This is a genomic window from Candidatus Blochmannia vicinus (genome assembly GCA_030020825.1).
GTDB classification, from domain to species: Bacteria; Pseudomonadota; Gammaproteobacteria; order Enterobacterales; family Enterobacteriaceae; genus Blochmanniella; species Blochmanniella vicinus_A.
In genome coordinates this window covers 581,379-593,943 of sequence record CP125213.1, presented here as the reverse complement: position 1 = coordinate 593,943, position 12,565 = coordinate 581,379, and the positions used below count along the sequence as shown (strand labels likewise).

The 12,565-nt window shown below is 31.2% G+C and carries 9 protein-coding genes, 1 rRNA gene and 1 other RNA gene; 7 read left to right on the top strand and 4 right to left on the bottom strand.

The annotated features are described in order from the left end of the window. Window positions 1-12: 12 nt before the first annotated feature. A complete protein-coding gene (lepA, locus tag QMA81_02535) occupies window positions 13-1,821 on the bottom strand; it encodes a translation elongation factor 4 (GenBank protein ID WHL25157.1) in 1,809 nt (602 codons plus the stop codon). A 368-nt stretch (window positions 1,822-2,189) separates the two neighbouring features. Between lepA and ung the strand changes: the two genes are divergently transcribed. After that, the gene (gene ung, locus QMA81_02530; protein WHL25156.1) at window positions 2,190-2,867 is read left to right on the top strand and encodes a uracil-DNA glycosylase; all 678 of its coding nucleotides are present in this window, start codon (window positions 2,190-2,192) and stop codon (window positions 2,865-2,867) included. 379 nt (window positions 2,868-3,246) lie between these two features. Here the strand turns inward: ung and grpE are convergent, their stop codons facing one another. Beyond that, complete coding sequence (gene grpE, locus QMA81_02525; GenBank protein WHL25155.1) at window positions 3,247-3,837, bottom strand: nucleotide exchange factor GrpE; 591 nt, start codon at window positions 3,835-3,837, stop codon at window positions 3,247-3,249. Window positions 3,838-3,967: 130 nt separating this feature from the next. Here grpE and nadK point away from each other — a divergent pair, with 130 nt between their 5' ends. Then, window positions 3,968-4,861, top strand: coding sequence for an NAD(+) kinase (gene nadK, locus QMA81_02520; protein ID WHL25154.1), 894 nt, complete (start codon window positions 3,968-3,970; stop codon window positions 4,859-4,861). An 88-nt stretch (window positions 4,862-4,949) separates the two neighbouring features. Continuing rightward, the gene (gene bamE / locus QMA81_02515; protein ID WHL25153.1) at window positions 4,950-5,288 is read left to right on the top strand and encodes an outer membrane protein assembly factor BamE; all 339 of its coding nucleotides are present in this window, start codon (window positions 4,950-4,952) and stop codon (window positions 5,286-5,288) included. A gap of 130 nt (window positions 5,289-5,418) precedes the next feature. Here the strand turns inward: bamE and QMA81_02510 are convergent, their stop codons facing one another. Further along, a complete protein-coding gene (locus tag QMA81_02510) occupies window positions 5,419-5,853 on the bottom strand; it encodes a type II toxin-antitoxin system RatA family toxin (protein ID WHL25152.1) in 435 nt (144 codons plus the stop codon). 112 nt (window positions 5,854-5,965) lie between these two features. On the opposite strand from QMA81_02510, the gene smpB reads away from it, so the two are divergent. The 4 genes from smpB to pssA all read left to right on the top strand — a co-directional run bounded on the left by smpB (window position 5,966) and on the right by pssA (window position 9,377). After that, a complete protein-coding gene (gene smpB / locus QMA81_02505; protein WHL25151.1) occupies window positions 5,966-6,430 on the top strand; it encodes an SsrA-binding protein SmpB in 465 nt (154 codons plus the stop codon). A 59-nt stretch (window positions 6,431-6,489) separates the two neighbouring features. Beyond that, window positions 6,490-6,893, top strand: a transfer-messenger RNA (tmRNA) gene (gene ssrA / locus QMA81_02500). 365 nt (window positions 6,894-7,258) lie between these two features. Continuing rightward, window positions 7,259-7,588 (top strand): multidrug efflux SMR transporter, encoded by a 330-nt coding sequence (locus QMA81_02495; GenBank protein WHL25150.1) that lies wholly within the window; start codon window positions 7,259-7,261, stop codon window positions 7,586-7,588. Window positions 7,589-8,009: 421 nt separating this feature from the next. Continuing rightward, complete coding sequence (pssA, locus tag QMA81_02490) at window positions 8,010-9,377, top strand: CDP-diacylglycerol--serine O-phosphatidyltransferase (protein WHL25149.1); 1,368 nt, start codon at window positions 8,010-8,012, stop codon at window positions 9,375-9,377. Window positions 9,378-9,453: 76 nt separating this feature from the next. Here the strand turns inward: pssA and QMA81_02485 are convergent. Next, window positions 9,454-12,445 (bottom strand): 23S ribosomal RNA (locus QMA81_02485). Between the last annotated feature and the right edge of the window lie 120 nt (window positions 12,446-12,565).

Genomic DNA, 12,565 nt, shown 5'->3' with positions numbered 1-12,565 from the left:
AAATAAAATCCTTCAGTTATTTTTTTTATTGTTATTGACATCAAAAATTTCTAGAAACACGGTATGTGGTACATTAATATTACCTATTTTTTTCATGCGTTTTTTTCCTTCTTTTTGATTATACAATAATTTTTTCTTTCGAGTTACATCACCTCCATGACATTTTTTTAAAACATTTTTTCGTAATTGCTTGACAGTGTTGCGAGATATTATTCGTTTACCAATAGTTGCTTGAATGACAATTTCAAATTGTTGTCTTGGTATTAATTTTTGTAATTTTTTAACTAAAATATGTCCATGATACATAGATTTTTTTTGATGAGTGATTACTGATAACGCGTCAATACGTTTTTTATTAACTAATATTTCTATACATACTATACTTGATATTTGGAAATGACTGAATTTATATTCAAATGAGGCATATCCACGTGATACAGATTTTATTTGATTAAAAAAATCTAATATTATTTCAGACATAGGTAATTCGTAAGTGATCATGATCTGATTATCATGATATTTCATGGAAATTTGAGTGCCTCTTTTTTTAGTACATAGGGAAATAATTTCTCCAACATATTTTTTTGGAAGTAATATATTACATAAAACAATAGGTTCACGTATTTCTTTAATTTTTGTTAAAGCAAGTAGTTTCGATGGACTATCTATATATATTATTTGATTATCAATAGTTAATATTTCGTAAATTACCATTGGAGCTGTAACAATTAGATTAAGCGAATATTCACGTTTTAATCTTTCTTGTATAATTTCCATGTGTAATAATCCAAGGAATCCACATCGAAAACCTAGACCTAAAATTTCTGATCTTTCTGGTTCATAAAATAAAGAAGCATCATTTAAACTAAGTTTAAATAAAGCATCATGAAAAATTTTTTGATTTTTAGAGCCTGTAGGGAATAATCCTGCATAAACGTAAGGTTGCAGTTTTTTGAAACTATGACATGCATTGTTTGCTGGGCGAGTTGATAGAGTTAATGTATCTCCTACAGGAGTGCGCATAATGTTTTTGTTGACGCAAACTAACCAACCTACTTCTCCACAATTTAATATTTCACGTTTTACTTGTTTTGGAGTAAAAATACCCATTTGATCAACAGTGTATTTTTGTCCCGTATTCATAGATTGTAATATATCGCCCTTGTTTAATTTTCCGTTTTTAATGCATACTAACGATACAATGCCTAAATATTTATTAAACCAGGAATCAATAATTAGTGCTTGCAGAGGAGCATGTGAGTTTCCTTGAGGATGTGGAATATCATAAATTAAATGTTCTAGTAATTCTGATATGCCATAGCCAGTTTTAGCTGAACATTTTATTGCATTATCTGCATTAATTCCGATAATGTTTTTAATTTCTTGAGATACTCGGATAGGATCAGCTGTTGATAAATCGATTTTATTTAATGCTATAATGACTTTTAAATTCATTTCTGTAGCAATTTGATAATTAGCTACAGTTTGTGCTTCAACCCCTTGCGTAGCATCTACTACTAATAAAGCGCCTTCGCATGCTGCTAGGGATCGAGATACTTCATAAGAAAAATCGACGTGTCCTGGAGTATCGATAAGATTTAATTGATAAGATTGGCCAAATTTAGACGTGTAATTTAGTGTTACGTTTTGTGATTTTATAGTAATGCCACGTTCTCGTTCTAATTCCATAGAATCTAATACTTGAGGTGTCATTTCACGTGCGCTTAATCCTCCACAAGTTTGAATAAATCGATCAGATAATGTTGATTTTCCATGATCAATGTGTGCAATAATAGAAAAATTACGTATGTATTTTATCATGATTATTATCAGTTGTGTGTAAACCTAAATTTAATTGGTATTTAATTAGAATTAATTAGTGTACAATAAGATGTTTTGAATAGATATGAAATAATTATAGAACAAATCGATGATTTTTGAGAAGTATATTAGCAAATGATTTATAATCTGAGTACATAGTATTAATTGAATTATATGTTTAGACATCAATAGTTTGGTTACGTTAAAATTACGTGTGACCTACAATATTATCGTTATTTATTAAAGTTTTATAATATTGGAAATACACTTATTATATGTGAAATATATATTTATTTAATATTGTAAATTTTGTTAATAAATAATGTTGAGATTTTAAACAAAAATTATCCGAATAGTAGCATAATGTAATGAAGGAATTGACCTGGCGATATTTTTTATCAGAAGAAAAAAAATTATCTTATTTTAAGAATATATTATCTTCTTTAGAAGAACAGAAAAGAAAAGGAATTGTTTGTTATCCAAAACAAAAAGATATTTTTAATGCATTTCGTTTTACTAGTTTTGAATCTGTCAAAGTTGTTATTATAGGACAAGATCCTTATCATGGACCAAATCAAGCACATGGGCTTGCTTTTTCTGTGTTACCTGGTGTTTTGATACCTCCTTCTTTAAGGAATATTTATAAAGAACTCGTATCTGATATACCAAATTTTGTTATACCAAGTCATGGTTGTTTGAAAAGCTGGGCAAAGGAAGGGGTATTGCTACTGAATAGTATTTTGACTGTTGAAGCAGGAAAAAGTAATTCTCACGCTAATATTGGATGGGAATTATTTACAGATAAAGTAATACGTATACTTAATATTTATAAAGAAAAAATTATATTTATGTTATGGGGGCGGTATGCTCAAAAAAAAGGAAATATTATTAGTCAAAAAAAACATCATATTTTAATCGCATCGCATCCTTCGCCTATATCAGCTCAATATGGGTTTTTGGGATGCCGGCATTTTTCTAGAGCTAATATGTTTTTAATGCAACAAGATAAACAGATGATTGATTGGCAGCCTAAAATAGTTGACTGAATTTTAATAAAAAATTAAAAATATTTTAAAGCGTATTTAGATAACATAGTTGTTTGGTGTTATTATGTGGTTTTAATTATTTTTTATTTTATGTTTTCAGATATCTTCTTGTTTGTTTTATTTAATAAATAATTTTTAAAGTAATAATCGACTATATATCGTGAAAGATTATGTAATATGAATAATCTAAAACCGATATTTTATCGTTAATTGAATACAATAGTTATTACAATTATATTAATTTTTATGAAAATTATTTATGTAATACGGCAATTTTCAGTTAGAGTATTAATTATTGCATAATTATTATTTAATAACAGCATTTAGAAGACATGTAATTGCTCTGGTTTATTAAATTTTCTGCACGCATACATAATATTTAACATTTAGTTCTTGAGACTGTAACCATAGCAGGCCGAATTAGTCTACCATTAAGAATATATCCTTTTTGAATAATTGTTAATACTTGATTGGGTTTTTGATCTTCGGATTCTATCACAGATATTGCTTGATGTATTTCAGGATTGAATGGGACATGAATTTCGTGTATGGATTCTAATCCAAATTTGTGTACAGTATCTAAAAATGATTTTAATGTTAGTTCAATTCCTTCTATTATAGCAGACAATGAAGTATTGGAATGATCTGAAATATTCAATGTGCGTTCTAAGTTATCAATGACTGGTAGTAATTCAAATATGAACCGTTCTAATCCAAATTTATGTATTTTTTCTATTTCTTGGGCATTACGTCGACGAATATTTTCTATTTCAGCTGTTAGACGTAGTACAGTATTACGTTCGTGTTCTTTAAGTTGAGCTAATTTTATTTTTAGTTTAACAATTTGATCATTTTTTGGATCAATAATATTATCTGCTGTAGAATTAGATTCTAATAGTTCTTCTTTTTCTACTTTTTTATCCTGTGATATATGTTCATTAGTATTGTTTTTTATATTGTTGTCTATCATGAATTTTATCCTCTGTTTATTAATTACATATTTTATAATTCAGTTATTATAAGGACGAATAGCAGGTATTCAAGACATCATTTGTGATGAATAAAAAATTACAACAAAAACAGAAAGGATTCATAATAACATGACTTCTTCTATTTTTAGTACCATTGGTATTATAGGATACTCTCGTTATCCGCAAGCTATACATACATATGATATTTTATATCGTTGGCTGTATAATAAAGGAATTACAGTAATCATTGAACATCATGCAGCTAGTTTATTAAATATACAAAAATCAGTTGTAGGTGATTTGAATGATATAGGTAATTATGCAGATTTAGCTATAGTTATAGGCGGAGATGGAAATATGCTAAGAGCTGCAAATATTTTGGCACAGTATGATATTAAAGTTATTGGTATTAATCGTGGAACTCTTGGATTTCTTACTGATTTAGATCCTAATTCAGCATTAATGGAATTATCTGATGTTTTATCTGGCCATTTTATTAATGAAAAGCGGTTTTTATTAGATGTGACAGTACAACGCTGCAGTAATATAACTAGGTTAGGCAGTGCTATTAATGAAGTTATTTTACATACAAATACAATCAGACGTATGATTGAGTTTGAATTATATATTGATAATAATTTTGTTTTTTCTCAGAGATCTGATGGGCTAATTGTTTCTACTCCAACTGGATCGACCGCATATTCCTTATCTGCTGGAGGACCGATTCTTAGCCCAATGGTAGATGCTATTATATTGGTGCCAATATGTCCTCATACCTTATCGTCTCGGCCAGTTGTGATTAATAGTAAAAGTATTATTTGTTTAAAATTTTCTAAAGTTACGTCTGAATTGAAAATTGGTTGTGATAATCAAATTCCTACTTTTATATGTAAAGAAGAAGAAATTTTTATTCAACGTAGTAATTATTATCTTGATTTAATTCATCCCAGTAATTATAACTATTTTAAAACATTAAATATTAAGCTTGGTTGGTCAAAAAATATTTCTGAAACAGAAAAGTAGTAGCAATATAATTAGGTAATAATTATATGGAATATTTATTTTTTTTGTATTTAATAATCTTAACTTAGAATAAATTGAATAGAAAATTATGTGTTTGAAGGTATTTCATATCGTGATACACACGATCGTCGCTGTAGCAATGATGGTGTGTATCATAAGTTGCACAATGCTGCAGTATACTCCTAAATATTTTGATGTAAAGCAAGGTAATTATTTGTCTGAATGTGACATCAACAAAATTTGCCTTGGTATGACAAAATTAGATATATCTTCTAGTATTGGGGTTCCGACATTGCAAGGTTTGTTAGAACCGAATATATGGTATTACATTTTTTATCATTGTATTGGCAACAAAATAGTAAAGTATCAAATTTTGACATTAAAATTTGATACTAATGATGTTTTAATAACTATTAATAAGAAGTAATAGTTATTAAAACATTAATAATAAAATTATTAATGTTTTAGTGAAATTTTACTATTTCTAATATCAAAATATGTATTTAAATTAATAAATACAGATATGCATATCTTTGTATTTGATGTGATAAAATATATTATGTACCGTACATTTGATTAGCTCTGGAAATGAATGATTTAATTATACTTTTATATTTTTTTTTTAAAATGTGATTAAAAAATTTTTCAATAAATATTGATTTAAATTCATAATAAGAAACATATTCAATTCTACTGATATCAGAAGTAATAGGAACAAATTTCCAGTAACCATAAAATGATTTAAATGGGCCTCTTACTAAGAGTATTATGATACTTTTATTTTTTATAAAAAAATTATGAGTCACTAATGATTTAATCATTCCATTTGTAACTAAATTCATTTCAGCAATTAATTCGTTATCCTTTTTCTCTAAAATTTTACTTACGTTACATCCAGGGATAAATTGAGTATAAGAATTAATATCGTTTACTAAATGAAACATTTGTTCTACGCTATAAGGAACTGAGGTAAAATATTTGACATGATGCATATTTATTTTATTTGTTTATTATGTTTTCATATATATGATACATTATATTAGTGATGTGTTTATTTTTAAATAATAAAAAAAATTAAAATCAATATTTTATGAAAATTAAATTATGACGCAGTTAGTTTTAAAAAAAATTACTCAAAATAAACGTGCATATTATGAATATTTTATTGAAAAAAAAATTGAAGCTGGAATTGTATTATTAGGGTGGGAAGTAAAATCTGCACGTTCTAATATGGTAACTATTAATAATAGTTATATATCTTTTGATAATAAAGAAGCATATATTTATAATTCTATATTCCAGACAAATATAACTCAATTTTATAATGAAGTATATAATTCAGCTCGCATACGTAAGTTATTATTAAAAAAAAATGAATTACTATTTTTGATGGAAACGGTTAAACAAAGAGGTTATACCATAGTTGTGTTAGATTTGTATTGGCGGGATTCTTGGATTAAAATAAGCATCGGGATTGCCAAAGGTAAGAAAAAATATGATAAAAGAAATATAATAGATGCGCATAAATGGAAGAAAGAAAAAGTACATATTTTAAAGTATGTAAAATAAATAATGTTTTGTATATACATCGTTTTATGTTATAATCATCCTTATTTAGAAAAGATAGCGGGGCTGATTTTGGATTCGACGGGATATCTTATATTTAAAGTGCATGCCGAGGTGAGGCAGGCCTCGTAAAAAAGCCTAAAAAAATAACTGCAAATAATAGTACACGTAGTGAATCTGTTGCTTTGGCAGCTTAAAATCAGATTAATACCCTGAAGATTCCCTCTTACATTTAATATTTACTCTTGAATATTAAAAAGAAAGTTAAATGAGAGGTCATATATAATAAGAGTGCGCGTGAATGCTTGCTTTTGGCTTGACGTTAAGTGTTATAAAAGCTAGTGGATTTAGTGATTGGTCTTGATATATCTAAATCGATTAAATACAATTTGAGACCTAAGCATGTAGGTGACTGAGAATAGTTAAGAATTTCTGGACGCGGGTTCAAATCCCGCCAGCTCCACTGAAGATTTAAAATTCAAAATAGCGAATAAATCCAATTAAATAATCAAGTGGTTAAAGAGAATTTTTTATAATAGGTAAGTATATAATATTACTTTGTTTTTTATTTTTTCAGATAATCGGTTGGATTTGTGTGCTACACTAAGATTAGTTTGAGGTAAAAGTGGTGTAATAAAGTGATGTTTAAATTTTAGAGTTGTTTTCTGCATCTACTTATTTATTAAAAATGTATAGAATTGCTTTCTTATTGTACCATTCAAAATTTTATCTAACAAGATAATGTTTGTTTTCTTGTTTAATATTTCATTATTTGACAACAAGAATATCTATTGTTTAAAAATTAAATTAAGAAATTTTTAAGAAAATTATATGGATTATTTATATTTATTTGTTGCTATTCTTTCAGAAGTTGTTGCTACTGCTTCTTTAAAAGCGTCTGAAGGGTTTAGTAAATTGTATCCTTCTATTGTGGTAGTGATTGGTTATTTACTTTCTTTTATATTGTTATCTTTGGTGTTACAAACAATACCGATGGGTATTGCATATTCTTGTTGGGCTGGTCTTGGGATTATATTTATTACTGTAGTAGGATATTTATTTTATGATCAAAAGTTAGATGGTTTAGCTATTATTGGTATTACTTTTATTATTATTGGTGTCGTATTAATTAATGTATTTTCTAGAACAGTAAAGCATTAATTGTATATAAAAATGTTTTATAGAAATAATTTAAAATTTATTGCTAAAATTATATTTATATATATATATATATTTTGTATGATTGAAGTAGTTTATGTTTATTTGAGCTAATATTTTATTACCATTAAAGTGTGTTTAATTTATTTTAAATAGATTTTTTATTGATATTTATTGTAATTTACTGAAATTTATAGTGATACAACTTTTATTATAATTTAAAATTTTTTAAATATTTTGTTTTAGAGGGATGATAACATTGTGTAAATTTATATGTATATGTGTGTAGTGTAGTAGGCAAAAAATTTATTTCTTGTGGATTATTTATTATATATAAGTTTAAAATTATTGTTAATAATTTTTTGAATATTGATTATCTCTATTGAGATAAAATAAAATTGTTTGTATTTATTATGATAAAAAGATGAAATTCAATATTTTAAATAAGTTTGATGATCATAAAAAATTTCTTGTAGAGTTACCTAAAATTGTTCAGAGAATGGATTATTTTAAGATTTTGTATAGTCCTAAAGAGTTCAGTAATGAATTGTTGTATGCTATTTCTCGAGCATGTCATCATATTTGTTTGGTTACTCTTTATTTAGAAGGTGATCAAGGTGGTAAAAGGATTTTTGATGCTTTATTTCGAGTTAAACAAATTCGTCCAAAAATTAAAATTATAATTTTGGTGGATTGGCATCGTGCTAAGAGAAGTCGTATTGGTTCTACCAAAAAATGTACAAATGTTGATTGGTATATAGATCTTATAAATAAGTATCCTAATACTGAGATTGCAATATATGGAATACCAATTAATATAAGTGAAGTATTAGGGGTGCTTCATTTGAAGGGATTTATTATTGATGATCAAATATTGTATAGTGGAGCTAGTTTGAGTGATGAGTATTTGCATGTGAGTACTAAGTATCGATACGATCGATACCATATAATACGGAATCGTCAATTATCAAATATTATGTTAGATTATATTAATAAAGAATTATTGTCTTCAAGGGTAATTAGTAAATTAGGATGCGAAAGTTCTTTAAGTAAATTGAATAGGCATAGAAAAAATGATATTCGTTTATTGCGTCGTAGTTTACGAAGGGGTTGTTATTGTTATCAGGGTAATGCGACATTTAATGAATTAGCGATAGCTCCGTTAGTTGGTTTAGGTAAAAATAGTGAACTTAATCAAGCGATTTATCATTTAATTTGTTCATCAAAGAGTAAAATAATATTATGCACGCCATATTTTAATATGCCTAATTTTTTAATAAACACTTTAATTTATTTGTTACATAAAGGAAGAAATATAGAAATTATTGTAGGAGATAAAATTGCTAATGATTTTTATATTCCTTCTAATAAACCATTTACATTAATTAGTGTTTTACCGTATTTGTATGAATTAAATCTGCGTTATTTTTTAAAAAAATTGCAAAGCTATGTTGATAATAAACAATTAACGGTGCGAATGTGGAGAGAAGGTAATAATGGGTATCATGTTAAAGGAATTTGGGTGGATGATGAGTGGCAGTTACTTACTGGAAATAATCTAAATCCTAGATCTTTAAGGTTTGATTTGGAAAATGCTTTACTTATACATGATCCATGTAAAATGTTATTGAATCAAAATGATAAAGAATTGAAGACTATTCGTGTGCACACTAGTTCAGTTATGCATTATACGTCATTGCAGCACATATCCAATTATCCTGTAAAGGTAAGACAGCTTCTTCATAAAATTCGCAAACTTAGGTTTGATCGATTAATTAGTCGTATTTTATAAAAATTTTATTTTTTGTTTATTCTTTTCTTATTTTCTCTTTTGTTTTATATAGAAATATAGAGATCTCAGGTATTGCGAAGTTAAGTTCTCACGGGTCATTAGTATCGGTTAGCTTAACACTTCGCAGTGCTTATACACCCGACCTATCAACGTCATCGTCTTTAACGTCCCTTTAGGAGGATTTTATATCCTCGGGGAAGACTCATCTTGAGGCAAGTTTCCCGCTTATATGCTTTCAGCGGTTATCTTTTCCGCACGTAGCTACCGGGCAATGCCATTGGCATGACAACCCGAACACCAGTGGTGCGTCCACTCCGGTCCTCTCGTACTAGGAGCAGCCCCTCTCAATCTTCCAACGCCCACGGCAGATAGGGACCGAACTGTCTCACGACGTTCTAAACCCAGCTCGCGTACCACTTTAAATGGCGAACAGCCATACCCTTGGGACCTACTGCAGCCCCAGGATGTGATGAGCCGACATCGAGGTGCCAAACACCGCCGTCGATATGAACTCTTGGGCGGTATTAGCCTGTTATCCCCGGAGTACCTTTTATCCGTTGAGCGATGGCCTTTCCATTCAGAACCACCGGATCACTAAGACCTGCTTTCGCATCTGCTCGAATCGTCACTCTCGCAGTTAAGCTAGCTTATGCCTTTGCACTAACCTCACGATGTCCAACCGTGATTAGCTAACCTTTGTGCTCCTCCGTTACTCTTTGGGAGGAGACCGCCCCAGTCAAACTACCCACCAGACACTGTCCTTGGTCCGGATCACGGACCTAAGTTAGAATATCAAATGTTAAAGGGTGGTATTTCAAGGATGACTCCATAAAAGCTAGCGCTTTTACTTCATGGTCTCCCACCTATCCTACACATCAATATTTAATATCCAGTATCAAGCTATAGTAAAGGTTCACGGGGTCTTTCCGTCTTGCCGCGGGTACGCCGCATCTTCACGGCGAATTCAATTTCACTGAGTCTCGGGTGGAGACAGTCTGGCCATCATTACGCCATTCGTGCAGGTCGGAACTTACCCGACAAGGAATTTCGCTACCTTAGGACCGTTATAGTTACGGCCGCCGTTTACCGAGGCTTCGATCAAGAGCTTTTCTTTTATTTGTAATAAAAGATAACCCTCTCAATTAACCTTCCGGCACCGGGCAGGCGTCACACCGTATACGTCCACTTTCGTGTTTGCACAGTGCTGTGTTTTTAATAAACAGTTGCAGCCAGCTGGTATCTTCGACTGGGTTCAGCTTCAGAAGCAATATATTTATTGTTCTTACACTTACATTCCAGCGTGCCTTCTCCCGAAGTTACGGCACTATTTTGCCTAGTTCCTTCACCCGAGTTCTCTCAAGCGCCTGAGTATTCTCTACCTAACCACCTGTGTCGGTTTATGGTACGATTAGATATAACCTGAAGCTTAGAGGATTTTCCTGGAAGTATAGCATTAATTCCTTCGCCATCTTGATGGCTCGTCATAGCGCCTCAGCGTTGGAAAGAATGGATTTTCCTGAATCTTTCCGCTTACACGTTTAAACCGAGACTACCGATCCTCGGAGAACCTAGCTTTCTTCGTCACCCCATCGCAGTTATATCTAGTACAGGAATATTAACCTGTTTCCCATCAGCTACGCCTGTTGGCCTCACCTTAGGGGTCGACTTACCCTGCCCCGATTAACGTTGGACAGGAACCCTTAGTTTTTCGGCGAGCGGGTTTTTCACCCGCTTTATCGTTACTTATGTCAGCATTCGCACTTCTGATACCTCCAGCATGTTTTACAACACACCTTCTCAGGCTTACAGAACGCTCCCCTACCCAATAAAAATTTTATATTTGATATAATTATAAATGCAAAATATTAAATTATAAAATATGTATTGTCGCAGCTTCGGTGCATGATTTAGCCCCGTTACATCTTCCGCGCAAGCCGACTCGACCAGTGAGCTATTACGCTTTCTTTAAATGATGGCTGCTTCTAAGCCAACATCCTGGCTGTCTAAGCCTTCTCACATCGTTTCCCACTTAATCATAACTTAGGGACCTTAGCTGGCGATCTGGGTTGTTTCCCTCTCCACGACGAATGTTAGCACCCGCCGTGTGTCTCCCGTAATAGCATTCTTTGGTATTCGTAGTTTGCAACGAGTTGGTAGTCTGGGAAGACCCCTAGTCGAAACAGTGCTCTACCCCCAAAGATGAATTTACGAGGCGCTACCTAAATAGCTTTCGGGGAGAACCAGCTATCTCCCGGTTTGATTGGCCTTTCACCCCTAACCACAAATCATCCGCTAATTTTTCAACATTAGTCGGTTCGGTCCTTCAATCAGTGTTACCTAATTTTCAACCTGTTCATGGTTAGATCACCGGGTTTCGGGTCTATATCCTGCAACTTAACGCCCAGTTAAGACTCGGTTTCCCTATGGCTCCCTTATTTAGTTAACCTTGCTACAGAATATAAGTCGCTGACCCATTATACAAAAGGTACGCAGTCACACAAATAAACGATCATTCGTGCTCCTACTGCTTGTACGTACACGGTTTCAGGTTCTATTTCACTCCCCTCGCCGGGGTTCTTTTCGCCTTTCCCTCACGGTACTGGTTCACTATCGGTCAGTCAAGAGTATTTAGCCTTGGAGGATGGTCCCCCCATCTTCAGACAAAATATCACGTGTTTCGTCCTACTCGTTGAGTTACGATAACTAATATATTTTCAGATACGAGGCTATCACTCTATATTGCTAATTTTTCCAAATTATTCTCTTAATACATAAGTGGTATCATATAACTCTGGGCTGTTCCCTGTTCGCTCGCCACTACTAAGGGAATCTCAAATTGATTTCTGTTCCTCAGAGTACTAAGATGTTTCAGTTCCTCTGGTTTGCTTCATTTAGCTATGAATTTACTAAATGATAATGCACAATTTATCTTGCATTAGGTTTCCCCATTCGGAAATCACCGGTTAAAACGCTTCACATCAGCTTACCGATGCTTTTCGCAGATCAGCACGTCCTTCATCGCCTTTGACTGCCAAGGCATTCACCGTGTACGCTTAAATTACTTAACTTCGCAATCCTCAGATCTCTATAATTTAATTAGATGAATTATATTTTATTTACTATATAAACACATTCATTTTAATATGTGTTTATATTCTAATAAACTTAAATATAATATCATTTACTTC

Excerpts from the sequence above, each read along its gene's own strand:
- QMA81_02495 (WHL25150.1), top strand. The coding sequence starts at position 7,259 with ATGGATTATTTATATTTATTTGTTGCTATTCTTTCAGAAGTTGTTGCT.
- ung (WHL25156.1), top strand. The coding sequence starts at position 2,190 with ATGAAGGAATTGACCTGGCGATATTTTTTATCAGAAGAAAAAAAATTA.
- smpB (WHL25151.1), top strand. The coding sequence starts at position 5,966 with ATGACGCAGTTAGTTTTAAAAAAAATTACTCAAAATAAACGTGCATAT.
- nadK (WHL25154.1), top strand. The coding sequence starts at position 3,968 with ATGACTTCTTCTATTTTTAGTACCATTGGTATTATAGGATACTCTCGT.
- grpE (WHL25155.1), bottom strand. The coding sequence starts at position 3,837 with ATGATAGACAACAATATAAAAAACAATACTAATGAACATATATCACAG.
- bamE (WHL25153.1), top strand. The coding sequence starts at position 4,950 with ATGTGTTTGAAGGTATTTCATATCGTGATACACACGATCGTCGCTGTA.
- QMA81_02510 (WHL25152.1), bottom strand. The coding sequence starts at position 5,853 with ATGCATCATGTCAAATATTTTACCTCAGTTCCTTATAGCGTAGAACAA.
- lepA (WHL25157.1), bottom strand. The coding sequence starts at position 1,821 with ATGATAAAATACATACGTAATTTTTCTATTATTGCACACATTGATCAT.
- pssA (WHL25149.1), top strand. The coding sequence starts at position 8,010 with ATGAAATTCAATATTTTAAATAAGTTTGATGATCATAAAAAATTTCTT.